Annotated in this window: 15 protein-coding genes; 2 read left to right on the forward strand and 13 right to left on the reverse strand. The window is 55.4% G+C overall.

From position 1 onward, the window contains the following. Positions 1 to 56: 56 nt before the first annotated feature. The 13 genes from csoS1 (HZ297_RS02690) to rfbA all read right to left on the reverse strand — a co-directional run bounded on the left by csoS1 (HZ297_RS02690) (position 57) and on the right by rfbA (position 10758). Positions 57 to 365, reverse strand: a complete 309-nt coding sequence (gene csoS1, locus HZ297_RS02690) for an alpha-carboxysome major shell protein CsoS1 (RefSeq protein ID WP_343034755.1) — start codon at positions 363 to 365, stop codon at positions 57 to 59. 62 nt (positions 366 to 427) lie between these two features. Continuing rightward, entirely contained in the window at positions 428 to 721 is a 294-nt protein-coding gene (csoS1, locus tag HZ297_RS02695) for an alpha-carboxysome major shell protein CsoS1 (RefSeq protein WP_178861428.1), read from the reverse strand. Positions 722 to 747: 26 nt separating this feature from the next. After that, on the reverse strand, positions 748 to 1038 hold the full coding sequence (gene csoS1 / locus HZ297_RS02700; RefSeq protein WP_178861429.1) for an alpha-carboxysome major shell protein CsoS1: 291 nt from the start codon (positions 1036 to 1038) through the stop codon (positions 748 to 750). Between the two features lie 31 nt (positions 1039 to 1069). Next, positions 1070 to 1324 (reverse strand): carboxysome peptide B, encoded by a 255-nt coding sequence (locus tag HZ297_RS02705; protein ID WP_178861430.1) that lies wholly within the window; start codon positions 1322 to 1324, stop codon positions 1070 to 1072. Then, positions 1305 to 1577: an alpha-carboxysome shell vertex protein CsoS4 gene (gene csoS4, locus HZ297_RS02710; protein ID WP_178861431.1), complete on the reverse strand. Its 273-nt coding sequence runs from the start codon at positions 1575 to 1577 to the stop codon at positions 1305 to 1307. Before csoS4 ends, HZ297_RS02705 begins: the two co-directional genes overlap by 20 nt. A 13-nt stretch (positions 1578 to 1590) precedes the next feature. Next, on the reverse strand, positions 1591 to 3174 hold the full coding sequence (locus tag HZ297_RS02715) for a carboxysome shell carbonic anhydrase (RefSeq protein ID WP_178861432.1): 1584 nt from the start codon (positions 3172 to 3174) through the stop codon (positions 1591 to 1593). Positions 3175 to 3202: 28 nt separating this feature from the next. Continuing rightward, a complete protein-coding gene (gene csoS2, locus HZ297_RS02720; protein ID WP_178861433.1) occupies positions 3203 to 5179 on the reverse strand; it encodes an alpha-carboxysome scaffolding protein CsoS2 in 1977 nt (658 codons plus the stop codon). Between the two features lie 66 nt (positions 5180 to 5245). Beyond that, complete coding sequence (locus HZ297_RS02725; protein ID WP_178861434.1) at positions 5246 to 5587, reverse strand: ribulose bisphosphate carboxylase small subunit; 342 nt, start codon at positions 5585 to 5587, stop codon at positions 5246 to 5248. 47 nt (positions 5588 to 5634) lie between these two features. After that, positions 5635 to 7050: a form I ribulose bisphosphate carboxylase large subunit gene (locus tag HZ297_RS02730; RefSeq protein ID WP_178861435.1), complete on the reverse strand. Its 1416-nt coding sequence runs from the start codon at positions 7048 to 7050 to the stop codon at positions 5635 to 5637. A 325-nt stretch (positions 7051 to 7375) separates the two neighbouring features. Then, a complete protein-coding gene (gene rfbB, locus HZ297_RS02735) occupies positions 7376 to 8413 on the reverse strand; it encodes a dTDP-glucose 4,6-dehydratase (RefSeq protein ID WP_178861436.1) in 1038 nt (345 codons plus the stop codon). Further along, positions 8410 to 9306, reverse strand: coding sequence for a dTDP-4-dehydrorhamnose reductase (gene rfbD, locus HZ297_RS02740; RefSeq protein ID WP_178861437.1), 897 nt, complete (start codon positions 9304 to 9306; stop codon positions 8410 to 8412). The genes rfbB and rfbD overlap by 4 nt, the downstream gene beginning before the upstream one ends. After that, positions 9299 to 9874, reverse strand: a complete 576-nt coding sequence (rfbC, locus tag HZ297_RS02745) for a dTDP-4-dehydrorhamnose 3,5-epimerase (protein ID WP_178861438.1) — start codon at positions 9872 to 9874, stop codon at positions 9299 to 9301. The genes rfbD and rfbC overlap by 8 nt, the downstream gene beginning before the upstream one ends. Beyond that, positions 9874 to 10758, reverse strand: a complete 885-nt coding sequence (gene rfbA / locus HZ297_RS02750) for a glucose-1-phosphate thymidylyltransferase RfbA (protein ID WP_178861439.1) — start codon at positions 10756 to 10758, stop codon at positions 9874 to 9876. Before rfbA ends, rfbC begins: the two co-directional genes overlap by 1 nt. A 178-nt stretch (positions 10759 to 10936) precedes the next feature. On the opposite strand from rfbA, the gene HZ297_RS02755 reads away from it, so the two are divergent. Beyond that, positions 10937 to 11662 carry an ABC transporter ATP-binding protein gene (locus HZ297_RS02755; protein ID WP_343034756.1) on the forward strand — a complete coding sequence of 242 codons (726 nt, stop codon included), beginning with the start codon at positions 10937 to 10939 and terminating at the stop codon, positions 11660 to 11662. Positions 11663 to 11667: 5 nt separating this feature from the next. Beyond that, a complete protein-coding gene (locus tag HZ297_RS02760; protein WP_178861440.1) occupies positions 11668 to 14031 on the forward strand; it encodes an ABC transporter permease in 2364 nt (787 codons plus the stop codon). Positions 14032 to 14033 lie beyond the last annotated feature (2 nt).

Genomic DNA, 14033 nt, shown 5'->3' on the forward strand with positions numbered 1-14033 from the left:
CTCACATCTCAAATCGGAGGCCAATAATGCATCAGCCTCCGGACCTTAATCATCGGTTAGCTGCGACTGGCGGAATTGCCGTTTGCAACCAAAACCGGCTCAACCTCTTTATGCGGACGGGCGATGATGTGCGCGGCCACCAGACCGTCGCCGACGCGTTCACACGCATCCGCTCCGGCACGTACCGCCGCATTCACCGCACCGGTTTCACCACGCACCATGACCGTAACGTAACCGCCGCCTACAAATTCGCGGCTCACCAGACGTACTTCCGCCGCTTTTGTCATTGCATCCGCCGCTTCAATCGCAGGCACCAAACCGCGGGTTTCGATCATACCCAACGCAATACCGTATTCACTCATCACTTTCTCCTTAATACCAATCAGAATGCATTTTGCTGCCCCAGCTCACTGAGGCAGGCATTGAATTACTTTTGTTCAACGGTTAAAACCGGCTCGACTTCCTTGTGCGGGCGAGCGATGATGTGCGCGGCCACCAGACCGTCACCCACGCGTTCACACGCATCCGCGCCAGCACGCACCGCTGCGTTGACCGCACCGGTTTCGCCGCGCACCATGACGGTGACATAACCGCCACCCACAAATTCACGGCTGATCAAGCGTACTTCCGCTGCTTTTGTCATCGCATCCGCGGCCTCAATGGCCGGTACCAAACCGCGCGTTTCAATCATTCCCAATGCAATACCATATTCCGTACTCATTTCCTTTCTCCTTGTCAGTCACTCAATTACTTCTGCTCAATTGCCAAAACGGGTTCAACTTCTTTGTGCGGGCGGGCAATGATGTGCGCCGCCACCAGACCGTCACCGACGCGTTCACACGCATCCGCGCCGGCACGTACCGCTGCGTTGACCGCCCCGGTTTCGCCACGCACCATGACCGTGACATAACCGCCGCCGACAAACTCCCGGCTCACCAGGCGCACCTCGGCTGCTTTTGTCATCGCATCCGCCGCTTCAATAGCTGGTACCAAACCACGAGTCTCGATCATGCCTAATGCAATACCGTATTCACTCATAACGCTCTCCTTTCAGTTGCTTACTTAAAACTTACTTCTGTTCCGGCTGCCAGTCATCAATAATGCCGCCAACCGTCAAATCCGTTAATAACCGCGGGTCACCTGCCGCATCCCTGGCCGCTGAATTGGCGATGGTAAACACCCAATCGCCCGTTTTCGTGCCAATCGGATCCATCGCTACAAAGAGCTCGCCCGATTCTGCTGCCAGCGCCTTCAGGGGTAAATGACCTAATCCTTCCAGGCGGCAAGTCAGAACCAACTGCTTTTTAACTTGTAGTATCTGCATCCTGTGGTACTTCCCATTTGTCGATAATGCCAACGATCGTCAAATCGCTGGGGTAACCCTTAACGCCGGTCGCATCGCGTGCCGCCGAACTGCCACAACACAACACCCAGTCCCCCGGTTTGCACCCTACCGGATCCACCGCCACCTGAGGGCTTCCGCCCTCCTTCTCTCTGACGACCAGCAAAGGCTTATGCTCCATCGTCGGAATGCGGCTTGTCGAAACGAGGGTTTTATCGACTCTATACACTTTCATTCGTCACCTCCTTTCATGCACTTTTAAAGGCAGCCGGTGTATCCGCCAGACCGGCTAATCTTTCAGCAGGCCGGCAACCGGTATAATCCCTGAGCGTCGGCATGGTCTGTAGCAACCCTGCCGCGGCCAACTCCTGATAACGGTTATGCAAGGCCTTTTCGATACGTAACGCCTTGGCTTGTGCACGCTCTCTGGACTCCGGCACTCGGCCATCGTAATCACAGCGGATAATGATCGGGATCGGCAAGCCCTGTTTCACATTCAGGCCCTTGAAAATCTTGATGCCGACATCCACGTCATTCACCCCTTCCTCAACCGTATCGAGAAAGCTGTAATAACTCAGGTTACGCAGCTGCACCTCTTCAAAACCATTGCCGACGCCGATAAAGCGTTCTGCATGTCCAATATCGCTGTAGCAGCCGTTCTCGTAACGGTTCACATAAGCAATCTGCGAAAAATTATTCGCAATCAACCAACCGAGCAGCGTCACCATTTCTTCCTGTGGCGCTGTCGCCCCCTTGTCCTGATTGCAGCTATTCAACGCCGCCGCCAGAGTTTGCTTCGCCTCGTTCTCAGGCAAGTTCAAGGTCGCCTGATAGAGCTGTGCGGTCTCCACATAACGGCTTAAGCACACCTCGCCTCTGCCATTCGGAACATGTACCTTCAGACTGTCGTCATCCGTATTCAATCCGAGCAGCAGCGTTTGTACCGTCGAGCCGCAACCGAAGCGGTTCTCGATCGCCTGTTTAAAATCGTTGAGTTTCTGTAAAGCCGCTTGCGCCGCTTTCTGGTCATCACTGCCATGTGCCGCACAGCCCTGATGGGACGGATCGGCTTTTGAAAAGTGATAGACCGCAATTTTCAGATAACGTGTCGGTTCATCTGCCGCATTGGGCTTACCTTCACGAAATCGTGTGTGTTCTATAAATACCCAATTACGCACGCTTTCACTCACGTCGAACAGTGCGCCGGCGTGTGCCTTGCGTCTTGCCAGGGCATAAGGCAAGCGCAGCACGTAACTTAGAATGTGCGCCAAACGTCCGTCTGCACAAGGAGCAACCCCCACGGCGTGGAACCCGGCCTGTCTAAAAATACGTTCCGCCTCATGTTTTTTCTGACCCTCCAACGGGTCTTTAATAAAAAACTCTTCCGACATTCTCATAAACTGGGCAAAGAGGGTCTTTGCATACAGAACCTGAAAACCTATCTGCGACGGCATCTTCAATGCCGATAGCCAATCCTGTTCCGCCAAGCGCACACCCAACTTTGCAAACAGCTGTTGGTTAGCCCAACCGACAAAACCGCTCTGACTCTGCTGGGATAAAATCGCCTTCAAAACCGGTCCGATATCATCAAAACGCGATTTGACGGCCACTTCATACTGGCGCAGCCATTCGTTCTGTCGTTCATTCACCAAAACATGGGTGCCGGTCATTGACCAAGCCGTCTGCATGCTTTGCATTCCACCGTTCGCATCCACGTCCGCAGCGCCAGCCTGACTTCCATGAGCAGTTGAATCCTGCTGCCACTGCGGTTTGAACTCGATCGGCTTCCAAAACAATGACTTTTGACGATAATTACTTTTTGAACGATTCATCAAAACACCCAATTATTCAGTTACTTGTTTACGCTCTCGCGCCACCGGACAGAGTGACTTTCGCCCCCGTATCCGTGTTGCCGGATGACCCCGTAATCGGACTCATCGGCAATTCAAAATTGGCGCGTTTGAACTGACCGGCTCCCATCGGGGCCTGTCCTTTAGCGCCTCTGATCGAGGCGTTGCGCTGTGCCGCCCAAGGGCCGTCCGTACCGGTGACTTTGGAACCGCGATCCCATCCGTCACCGGTAATTTTTGCTCCCTGATCCGCCACCGCTTCGGTCATGGCCACCGGCATCGTCGCTTGTCCGATGAGCGTCGGAAAATCCGACTCCCCCGGCATCGCGGCATTGCCCGTTTCACACACCATGGCCGTCTGGTCCGCACCCAGGTAAGGGTTGCCCGTTACCAGTTTGCAAGCGCCTTTCTGCGCACCGGTCAAGCCTTGCAGCCCCGGTTGAACCCCCGATATCGCAGGGTTTGCGCCTTGACGGCGACGTTGCTGCATTTCCGCTTGTCGCGGCGCGCTGCAACTTGCTGCCTGCTCAACCCCCACATAGGGCGTGCCCGTGACCGTCTGACAGGAACCAGCCTGACCGCCCGTCATATTCGACGTGCCGCCGCTGCGGTCACCGGTGATCTTCTGCCCCTTCTGGGTGCCGGAAGCCACCACCTTGGTCGCGGTTTCCACCGCCGGCATTTGACACAGCACTTCGGCTTCTTCCGCACTTTGGTAACCCGTACCGGTCACCGCTTTGCAGCTGCCGCGCTCCGTGCCTGTCACCGCCTGTAGGCGTCCAACCTGCGTGCCCGTGGTATTGGTGCCTTTGGCGGTCTGCGAAGACACCACCTTTTGCGGCGTCTTGGCAGGTGTTTTCGGCTTGATCGTAATCGACTGCGATTGACGGCTCTCGCCTCCGGTCACCTTGCTCGCTTTCTGCTGGGACGGCTGCGACATGACCGAAAACCCCATCGGTTTCGACTTGGGAGCGGTCGCCCCGCAAAACATCTCGCTTTGATCGGCCGGCAAATACTCGGTGCCGGTGATCGCCGAGCAGCTGCCCGGTTCGTTTCCTGTCATCTTCTCGCTACGCCCGACCCCGGTTGAGCCGCTCACCACCAGACCACGCGTGGTCTGGGTTTGCGTTACCTTGGCCGGCATCGCGGAGGGTTTTGAGGCGCAACGCCCTGCAAACTCCTCGGACCCCAGATATTCGGTACCGCTCACCAACTGACAAGCGCCCGTTTCAGCCCCGGTCATTTTCTGCTTGCCTTGACCGACCAGCGTTCCCGACACAGTCTGACCGCTTAAAGTCTGCGATTCGCCGACCTTTTGCGGTGCCGTCTCATTGCTTCTCGCCTGTCGGCTGGGACGCTTCATCCCGGTCGAACAGGTCTTGCCGCGGCTGCAGCGTTCGGCGCGCACCTGTTTGGCAATCTCGCGTGTCGAGGCATCCGGATTGGCCAGTTTGGCTTTGGCGCCCGACTGGCTCGACCCTTTGGACTTGTACGCCTCCTGGGCGATTTTGCCTTTGGCCTGCGCCTGGCGATACGCCTTCGACTGAAGACGACCGCTCGGCTGAACGGCTGCCACCTCGGGCTTCACGGCGATACGGCGATCCTGGCGGCTTGCCGGTTTCTCCGTCTTAACCTGACGAACCTCGATAATCGGCTCTTCCGGCTTCTGCTTCGCTTTTGCCTTAGGGTGAGGCATGGGCTTGGCCGACTCGACGCCACCCTTGCCGTTCTTCTGCTGCTGTCTTTTCAATCTCGCCGCTTCACGTCCGGCTGCCGACGCCACCGGGGCGGCAACAACCGAAACCTGACGACGAGCGGACGGTTCAGAAGGCTCGAAAGAAGAAGCCACGACAACAGGTTCAGCGACGGCTGCAGCGCTTCTTGGCACTGTAGGCGCTGCCGTGGGCTGCGCACCTTTTCCGTTCACCTGAGCTTTACGGCGCGCAATGGCCGCTGCTCGACCGCTTTGAGCATTGTTTGCACTCATGCTAAAGCCTCCTATAGTCTTTCTAACTCGTTAATCACTCGTGGATTCGTGTACTACGCGGCACTATCACATGCCGCGCGGACGGTAAACCACGAAGTTGTGACCTTGACACTGGGTGTAGTTGTCATAGCCGATCAGACGGATCAAGTGGTTTGGATACGCCGAACGGCAGGCATCCAGCTCTCTCAATACTTCATTCGGGTCACGCGTACCGAACATCGGCAATTTCCACATTCCCCAGTAATGCGCCGATGCGCTTTCCGGTGCTTCGTGCTCAAGAGCCGGTGTCCAACCCTGGTTGATGATGTAGACGATCTGGTCGTAGATCTCATCCGCGCTCAATTCAGGAAGGAAAGAGAAAGTCTCTAACGTGTGCTTTGTACGATAGTCATCAGATTGAATTGACATCTTTATCTCCTTATCATTTTTAGGATTCTGTTAGTACGGAAGTGCGATTACTTCACATCCAATTTGTCAACCGTGTCGAACTCAAACTTGATCTCTTTCCAAGTTTCAAGAGCAACCGCCAGTTCTTTGCTGTGACGGGCCGCATCTCGCAAGATGTCCCCACCTTCTCTTTCCAGATCACGTCCTTCGTTACGCGCCTTAACACAGGCTTCCAACGCCACACGGTTAGCTGCGGCACCGGCGGCGTTACCGCCCGGGTGACCTTGTGTACCGCCACCGAACTGCAGCACCGAATCATCGCCGAAGATATTCACCAGCGCCGGCATGTGCCATACGTGGATACCACCGGAAGCAACCGCCATCACGCCCGGCATGGAGCCCCAATCCTGATCGAAGAATACGCCGCGTGAACGGTCTTCCGGAACAAACGATTCGCGCAGCTGATCAACGAAACCTAAGGTCGAGGCGCGATCGCCTTCCAACTTGCCCACAACCGTCCCCGTATGCAGGTGGTCACCGCCCGACAGACGCAGACACTTCGCCAAGACGCGGAAGTGGATACCGTGCATCGGGTTACGGTCGATTACGGCGTGCATGGCGCGGTGAATGTGCAGCAACATGCCATTGTCACGACACCAGTTGGCCAGTGTGGTGTTGGCGGTAAAACCGGCAGTCAAGAAGTCGTGCATGATGATCGGCTGACCCAGATCTTTCGCAAACTGCGCACGCTTGAGCATCTCTTCCACCGTACCGGCGGTCACGTTCAGGTAGTGGCCCTTACGCTCGCCCGTTTCGCGGGTTGCCTTGTCGACGGCTTCTGCCACGAACTCAAAGCGGTTCTGCCAGCGCTGGAAAGGCTGGGAGTTGATGTTCTCGTCATCCTTGGTCAAATCCAGACCGCCGCGAAGACACTCATAAACCGCACGACCATAGTTCTTGGCAGACAGACCGAGTTTCGGCTTGATGGTACAACCCAGCATCGGACGGCCGTATTTGTTCAGCTTGTCACGCTCAACCTGAATCCCCGATGGCGGACCGCCGCAGGTTTTGATGAACGCGATCGGGAAGCGGATGTCCTCCAGACGCAGCGAACGCACCGCCTTGAATCCAAAAACGTTACCCACCAGAGAGGTCAGAACGTTAACGACCGAACCTTCTTCAAAAAGATCCAGCGGATAGGCGATAAACGCGTAGAATGCTTTGCTGTCCCCCGGCACGTCTTCGATGCGGTAGGCGCGACCTTTGTAGAATTCCATGTCGGTCAACAAATCGGTCCAAACCGTCGTCCAGGTTCCGGTTGACGATTCGGCGGCGACGGCGGCGGCGGCTTCTTCACGCGGCACCCCTTCCTGAGGAACCACCTTGAAACACGCCAATAAATCTGTATCCAGCGGGGTGTAGTCTGGAGTCCAATAAGTCAGCTGGTAATCTTGTACACCAGCGTTAAACGTTTTACTTGCCATAGATGCTCTCCTTGTTTGTGGAGTTGAAATAAATTCAAGTGCAATGTTATGGACAGGCAAAGCTATTGACTAATTGAAAGAGATGATAGAAAAGATTGAGCAATCTCTATATATATGGCTGTTCAGGCCTGAACAATTAAAAGATAAGATATTGAAATACAAGATAAAAATAAAACCATAGGGTTTTATTAAAAAACCCCGATCCGGGAGTCGATCGGGGCTGATTTTCTGCAAAAATTTGCGGTTTTAATGAAACTTGACAGGCTAAAACGTCAAAAATCAGCGGCTGCCGGATTGCATTAACATCCGAAAAACATACTGACTATTACGCAATACTCTGGCACCAGTCGAGATGGTTCAGATACCATTGCACCGTTTTGCGGAGTCCCGATTCAAAACTTTCGTCTGGCGTCCACCCCAGTTCGTTTTGCATTTTGCGAGCATCAATCGCATAACGTCGGTCATGCCCGGGTCGGTCGGCCACATGGGTGATGAGGTTGGCGTAAGATTCGGCCTGTGGCTTCAGCTCATCCAGAATGGCACAAATGCTTTTAACCACCTCGATATTCTGTTTTTCATTGTGCCCGCCGATATTGTAGGTTTCGCCGACCTTGCCCTGCATGGCCACCAACAGCAGCGCCCGCGCATGGTCTTCCACATAGAGCCAGTCGCGGATTTGATCGCCCTTGCCGTAAACCGGCAAAGGCTTGCCTTGCAACGCATTCAAAATCATCAACGGAATCAGTTTTTCGGGGAAATGATAGGGGCCGTAGTTATTGGAACAGTGAGTGACAAGTATCGGCAAACCGTAGGTTCGATGCCAGGCGCGCACCAGATGGTCGGACGCGGCTTTACTCGCCGAATAAGGCGAGCTTGGCGCATAGGCGGCGTGTTCGTCGAACAGCGGCAATTCAGCGGTATTTTCGATCTCATCCGGGTGCGGCAAATCGCCGTAGACTTCGTCGGTGGAAACGTGATGAAAGCGGAAATTGGCTTTTGCTTCGCCCTCCAAGCCCGCCCAGTACGCCCGTGCCTGCTCCAACAACGTATAAGTACCGACGATATTGGTTTGAATAAACTCGGCAGGCCGGGTAATCGATCGGTCCACATGCGACTCCGCCGCCAGGTGCATCACGATGTCGGGCCGATAATGGTTGAACACGCGCTTCATCTCCGCCGCATCGCAGATATCGACCTGCTCAAACGCATAACGCGCACTGCCGCTGACCGAATTTAACGATTCGAGATTGCCGGCATAGGTGAGTTTGTCCACATTGACCACAGCATGCTCGGTGTCATGAATCAGATGACGTACCAGCGCACTACCGATAAAGCCGGCACCGCCGGTCACCAGAATCTTCATACCCGCTCTCCCAAAGTCATTTCTCCCAGAGCTTGCAAACACATTTTCAGAGAATCGCGCCAATACGGAATCTGCAAATCAAAATCGCACTTGATTTTCGCTTTGTCGAGCACGCTGTAATGCGGGCGTTTGGCGGGCGTGGGATACTCCGTGGATGCAATCGGCTTCACCGCAACCGCCAACCCGGCCTGTTCAAAAACCGCCTGCGCAAAATCAAACCATGAAGCCACACCTTCATTGCTGTAATGGTAGATTTGCGAGAGCCTTTCCGCCTCGCCGAAACGGGCTTTTTCAATCATCTGCAAAACGGCACAGGCCAGATCCCGCGCATAGGTGGGCGAACCGATCTGATCGCACACCACTTGCACCGCGCCTTGCGCTCTGCCCAGACGCAGCATTGTTTTTACAAAATTGCTACCGTATTCCGAATAGAGCCAGCCGGTGCGAACCACCCAGGCATTTTGCGGCATCTGCTTCAATACCAGCTGCTCGGCTTTCAACTTGGTGAAGCCGTAGTGATTCAGCGGGTCGGTTTTGGCGTTCTCATCATAAGGCTGGCCGGCTTTGCCGTTAAACACGTAATCGGTCGAAATCTGGATGAGGCTGGCGTGTTTCTGTTTGACCGCCCTCACAATAAACTTCAGAGCGCGGTAATTCACATCGGAGGCCTGTTCGACCTCGCTTTCGGCGCGGTCTACCACCGTATAGGCCGCACAATTGATCACCACATCAAAGTCATAGCGCAACAACGTCGCTTCGATGCTACCCGGCCTGCTCAAATCCAACGCATCGCGCCCCACAAAGGTCAGCGATAAATCCGCAAACTGCGGCGCCACGGCTTGCAGACTGCGCCCCAACTGGCCGTTTTTACCGATCACCAGCACCTTAAGCATGGGATTTCGCACCGTATTCAAACGCCTTTGGCAAACTCAACAGGCCGGGTTGATGGCGATCCTTGGCGGACAATATCAGAGCGTTTGCGGGAAGTCGCCAATCAATCTGCAAAGCCGGATCATCGTAAGCCAAGCCGCGCTCGTGCTCGGGTGCATAGTAGTGATCAACCTTATAAGCGACAATGGCCGTTTCGCTCAACACCACAAAGCCATGCGCAAACCCTTCCGGCACAAACAGCTGCTGTTTGTTTTCGCCGCTCAACTCGGTGGACACATGCTGCCCGAACGTCGGGCTGCCGTGGCGAATGTCCACCGCAATGTCCAGCACCTTGCCTGCCACCACCCGCACCAGTTTATTTTGGGCATAGGGCGGCAGTTGATAATGCAAACCGCGCAACACGCCATAGGACGACTTGGATTCATTGTCCTGACAGAAATTCACCTGATAACCGATCGCCTCTGCCAACCGGTCCTGACGGAAGGTTTCCACAAAATAGCCGCGTGCGTCGCCCAATACCTGCGGCTTAATCAATACGACCTCGGGAATGGCCTGTCTGATAAACTCCACTAAAGCCTCCCTTCCTGCGCCCTTTTTAACAGATATTGGCCGTACTGGTTTTTGGCCAACGGCTCGGCTAGCGCCATCAACTGCGCCTGGCTGATATAGCCCATTTCAAAAGCGATCTCTTCCAAACAGGCCACTTTCAGCCCCTGACGTTTTTCAATCACCTCGATAAACATCGAGGCCTCCAGCAGACTCTCATGCGTGCCCGTATCCAGCCAGGCAAAGCCGCGCCCCAGGGTTTCAAGCTGCAAACGCCCTTCCGCCAGATAGCGCTGATTGACATCGGTGATCTCCAGTTCACCCCGTTTGGACGGCTTGACGGCGGCGGCTTTCTGCAACACATCGTTGGGGTAAAAATACAGTCCGGTCACCGCATAACCCGACTTGGGCTGCAACGGCTTTTCTTCGATCGACACCACCTTACCGGCGGCGTCAAACTCCGCCACACCGTAACGCTCGGGGTTCTGCACGTGATAGCCGAAAATGGTCGCCTGGTTTTGGGTTTTGACACCTTGCACGGCACGCTGCAAGAGCTTGCGCAATTCGTGTCCGTAATAGATATTGTCGCCCAGAATCAGGCAGACATCGTCCTCCCCCACAAACTCCCTGCCCAGAATAAAGGCCTGCGCAATGCCGTCCGCCGACGGCTGCACCACATACTCAAACCGAAGCCCCAGCTCCGAGCCGTCGCCCAGCAGACGCTGAAAACCGGCCTGGTCTTCCGGCGTGGTGATAATCAGAATATCGCGAATCCCGGCCAGCATCAGCACCGACAGCGGATAGTAGATCATCGGCTTGTCGTAAATCGGCACCAACTGCTTCGACACGCCTCTAGTCAACGGATACAAGCGCGTTCCGGTGCCGCCGGCTAAAACAATTCCTTTCACGCTAACCTCTCCTGCACAGCGTCCATCCCGGTTGGATAATGCATGAATTATAAAAGGTTGTGGCCGTTTTCATCCAAAAATCAACCCGTTCGCGACAAGCCGGTTTCAAAACCACAAACAACCAGCGGCATGGCCGATAAAAATTGCTATACTCAATTTGCAATAGAAGGACAACCCCGTGAATCCATCAAGCACCAGCCAATCCGTTGTATTTCATGTTCATGACGTCACCAAAACTTACCAGATGGGCGAGGTTCAGGTGCATGCGCTGCGCGGTATCGAGCTTGATCTCTATCAGGGCGAGTTGGCGGTTTTACTGGGCGCGTCCGGCAGCGGCAAATCCACCTTATTGAACATTCTCGGCGGGCTCGACACGCCGACAAGCGGTCAGGTGTTATATGGTGCGCATGACCTGACGCAAGCCAGCGAAAGCCAGCTGACCGAATACCGCCGCTACCATGTCGGTTTCGTCTTCCAGTTTTACAACCTCATTCCGAGTCTCACGGCACGCGAAAACGTCGCCGTGGTGACCGAAATTGCCAGAAATCCCATGCCGCCCGAAGAGGCGCTGGCGCTGGTGGGTCTGGGCGAACGCCTCAACCACTTTCCCGCCCAGCTCTCCGGCGGCGAGCAGCAGCGCGTGGCCATCGCCCGCGCCATCGCCAAAAATCCCGACGTATTGCTGTGCGACGAACCCACCGGCGCGCTCGATTCGCAAACCGGCATTCTGGTGCTCGAAGCCCTGCAGCAAGTCAACAAAACGCTGGGCACCACCACCGCCATCATTACCCATAACGCTGGCATTGCGCAGATGGCCGACCGGGTCATCCACCTGGCAGACGGCCGCATTACCGACATTCACCGCAATGCATCGCGCGTTGATCCGCGTGAATTGAGCTGGTAGCCGTCATGCTGGCCATCGACATCAAACTCTGGCGCGAACTCTGGCGGATGCGGATGCAGGCCATTGCCATCGCCATGGTCATTGTCAGCGGCGTCGCCATTTTCATCATGTCGTTGAGCACCTATGATTCGCTCTACGAGACCCGCGAAAGCTACTACCGCGAACACCATTTCGCCGAGGTATTCGCGTCGCTGAAACGCGCCCCGCTGTCCGTCGCCAAACGCATCGAGGCCATTCCCGGCGTCGACAAGGTCGAAACCCGCGTGGTCGCCTACGTCAATATCGACGTCGAAGACTACCTCGACCCGATCAGCGGCCATCTGATCTCCCTGCCCGAAAACAGCCTGGGGCTGCTCAACCGCCTTTATCTGCGCGACGGCCGCATGCTGGAACCGGGCCGTGACAATGAGATCATCATCAGCCAGGAATTTGCCGATGCGCACCACCTGCAACTCGGCGACAAGCTGCGCGCGGTCATCAACGGACGCAGTAAAACCCTGACGATTGTCGGCTCCGGCTTTTCACCCGAATATATCTCGCAGATCGCCCCCGGCGCCATGTTTCCCGACTATAAAAGCTACGGCGTGATGTGGATGGCGCGCGCGCCTTTGGCCAGCGCCTTCGATATGGCCGGGGCCTTCAACAATGTCACCTTGACCCTCAGCCAGGACGCCAACGAGCAGGATGTGATCGACCGTCTCGACGACATCCTCAAACCCTATGGCGGCACGGGGGCTTACGCGCGCAAGGACCAACTCTCCAACCGTTTCATTGCCGAAGAGCTCAAGGGTCTGCAAAACATGGCGACCATGTTTCCGATTATCTTTTTCGGGGTGGCGGCGTTTCTGCTCAATGTGGTCATCAGCCGCCTGATCTCATTGGAGCGCGAACAGATTTCGATTTTGAAGGCCTTTGGTTACAGCAACCTTGACGTCGGCCTGCACTACAGCAAACTGGTGCTGATGATTGTGGCCCTGGGGATCGTTATCGGTATTTTCCTCGGCATCTGGATGGGCGTCGGCTTGAGCCATCTTTATATGGATATTTACAGTTTCCCCTTCATGCACTACGTGCTCGAACCGCATGTGATCGCGTTTGCCGCGCTGGTGAGCATTCTGGTGGCGATGATCGGCACGCTCTATGCCGTGCAAAAAGCCATCAAACTCCCGCCGGCGCAGGGAATGCGCCCCGAGCAGCCGACGGTCTACCGCATAACACTGATTGAGCGACTCGGCTTGCAGAAACGCTTCTCGCAACCCTCGCGCATGATTCTGCGCCACATTGAACGCCGCCCGCTTAAATCGTTTTTGACGACACTCGGCATCGCCATGTCGTGCGGCATTATGATGGTAGGCAGTTTTCAGGAAAGCGCCATCAACGAGATGGTGGATGTGCAATACAACTTGAGCCAGCGTGAAGATTTTATGGCGCTGTTTTCGGAACCCACCGCGCACCGCGCGCTGCATTCGCTCGAAAGCCTGCAAGGTGTGGAACATGCCGAAGGCTTTCGCAATGCCAGCGTCCGCCTCAAGTTCGAACACCGCAGCTATCGCACCAGCATCAGCGGTATCGAACCCGGCAGCCAGCTGGTCAGACTGCTGGATCAGGAGCTTAAAGAGATCAAACTGCCCGAAGAAGGCGTCATCATCACCGATTATCTTGCCCAACAACTCCATATCCAACCGGGAGATATGCTCACGGTAGAGGTGCTGGAGGGCAACCGTCCGACGTTGCAAATCCCCGTCGTCGGCACCGCCAAACAATATCTGGGCATGAACGTCTATATGCAGCGCAGCACGCTTAACCGCCTGCTGAAAGAGGGCGACGCCATCTCCGGCGCCTATCTCAAGGTCGATGAACACTACCGCAAACAGGTGTACGCCAAACTCAAGGAGATGCCGCGCGTGATCGGTGCGGTCGAGCAGCGCTCCTCCGTTGAAGGGTTTTACGAGATGATGGACGACACCATCCTGTTTTTCACCTTTATCAGTACGCTGCTGGGCGGCAGCATCGCCTTTGGCGTCATCTACAACAGCATACGCATCGCCCTTTCCGAACGCAACCGCGAACTCGCCAGCTTGCGCGTGCTCGGCTTCACCCAAGGCGAAGTCGCCTATATCCTGCTTGGCGAACTCGGCCTGCTGACTTTGGCGGCCATTCCCATCGGCTTTCTATTCGGCATTGGATTATGCGCCTATCTCGCCCTTAAATTCGAAAGCGACCTCTACCGCATTCCGCTGGTATTGGAACCCGATGTCTATGCCTTTGCCGCCAGCGTGGTCATCGTTTCCAGTCTGCTGTCGGCCATTCTCATCTGGCGAAATATAACGCAGCTTGATATGGTAGCGGTATTAAAAACCAAGGAGTAATC

It is taken from the genome of Thiomicrorhabdus cannonii (assembly GCF_013391695.1).
Lineage (GTDB): Bacteria > Pseudomonadota > Gammaproteobacteria > Thiomicrospirales > Thiomicrospiraceae > Thiomicrorhabdus > Thiomicrorhabdus cannonii.

Coding starts and splice junctions, on each gene's coding strand:
- csoS4 (WP_178861431.1), bottom strand. CDS start 1,577: ATGAAAGTGTATAGAGTCGATAAAACCCTCGTTTCGACAAGCCGCATT.
- rfbD (WP_178861437.1), bottom strand. CDS start 9,306: ATGCTTAAGGTGCTGGTGATCGGTAAAAACGGCCAGTTGGGGCGCAGT.
- csoS1 (WP_178861428.1), bottom strand. CDS start 721: ATGAGTACGGAATATGGTATTGCATTGGGAATGATTGAAACGCGCGGT.
- rfbB (WP_178861436.1), bottom strand. CDS start 8,413: ATGAAGATTCTGGTGACCGGCGGTGCCGGCTTTATCGGTAGTGCGCTG.
- HZ297_RS02760 (WP_178861440.1), top strand. CDS start 11,668: ATGCTGGCCATCGACATCAAACTCTGGCGCGAACTCTGGCGGATGCGG.
- HZ297_RS02705 (WP_178861430.1), bottom strand. CDS start 1,324: ATGCAGATACTACAAGTTAAAAAGCAGTTGGTTCTGACTTGCCGCCTG.
- HZ297_RS02730 (WP_178861435.1), bottom strand. CDS start 7,050: ATGGCAAGTAAAACGTTTAACGCTGGTGTACAAGATTACCAGCTGACT.
- HZ297_RS02725 (WP_178861434.1), bottom strand. CDS start 5,587: ATGTCAATTCAATCTGATGACTATCGTACAAAGCACACGTTAGAGACT.
- csoS1 (WP_178861429.1), bottom strand. CDS start 1,038: ATGAGTGAATACGGTATTGCATTAGGCATGATCGAGACTCGTGGTTTG.
- csoS2 (WP_178861433.1), bottom strand. CDS start 5,179: ATGAGTGCAAACAATGCTCAAAGCGGTCGAGCAGCGGCCATTGCGCGC.
- HZ297_RS02715 (WP_178861432.1), bottom strand. CDS start 3,174: ATGAATCGTTCAAAAAGTAATTATCGTCAAAAGTCATTGTTTTGGAAG.